The organism is Wolbachia endosymbiont of Drosophila seguyi (assembly GCF_028981765.1).
GTDB classification, from domain to species: Bacteria; Pseudomonadota; Alphaproteobacteria; order Rickettsiales; family Anaplasmataceae; genus Wolbachia; species Wolbachia pipientis.
Genome location: NZ_JAPQLM010000043.1, coordinates 1 through 862 on the forward strand (window position 1 = coordinate 1; position 862 = coordinate 862).

Here is an 862-nt window from a genome sequence, read left to right on the forward strand (position 1 = left end):
TCTCATCTTTACCCCGTACTAAAATTTCAGATATTATAGCCTTTTACTTGTTTCCGGACAACCTCTAAGTTATCACTGAGGACTACTGGAATACTTTCTATACCCAGTTTTCTTGCTGCTTTGAGGCGTAAATGACCATCAACCACAGTGCCATCGCTTTTTGCAACTATTGGAATACGAAACCCAAATTCCCGAATAGAGGCGCACATTCTGTTTACTACATCGTCATTCTTGCGAGGGTTGCGATCATATTCGACAAGATTTTCAATAGGATAGTAGTGTGTTGCTAAGTTCATATTAGTGTATTAAATTGCTATGTTTAAATTCTTAACAAAAAGTTAATAATTAAAAAACGTCTGACGCTGGAGAAGGTCCGGGGTTTCGCTCCCAAATCAGCCTTGCTAGCGGGAAGGACCCACTTCCTATGTGCTATCTAGCATGTTAAAATCTTTACTAAAATTATTAACATAGAACATCAACGCCAAAGCATCCCCCTCATTGTCATCTTGAGGAATAAACCCTTTTCCCTTCACAGCTTCAATAACTTCACTTTTACTTGCATTACCCTTACCGGTGATAAAGCGTTTTATCGTCTTGACAGGTACACCTTGATAAGGTATATTGTTTTCCTCGCACCAAGCTGTTAAATGAGCTAGAAAGCCTCCGTAGCAATGAGCAGCATCAGTTCCAAGGTGTCTTCTTACTTCTTCAAAATACACTGCTTCAATATCTGAAAATCTTTCCCTCATCTCATTGAGCCACCTACGAAAATTTAAGAAGTGCATTCCACCTGGCTTTGTTGCATCGCTAGCTATGATGGATTAAAGATAAAAAAGATAGCGAATATCAGTAGCTTATTATT

At 38.7% G+C, this 862-nt stretch carries 2 pseudogenes; both read right to left on the reverse strand.

Annotated features, from left to right (window positions below):
- Positions 1-29: 29 nt before the first annotated feature.
- A pseudogene (locus tag OZD62_RS00900) lies at positions 30-296 on the reverse strand (ParB N-terminal domain-containing protein); the annotation flags it as partial.
- Between the two features lie 126 nt (positions 297-422).
- Positions 423-791: pseudogene (locus tag OZD62_RS00905) on the reverse strand (Holliday junction resolvase); the annotation flags it as partial.
- Positions 792-862: the final 71 nt, after the last annotated feature.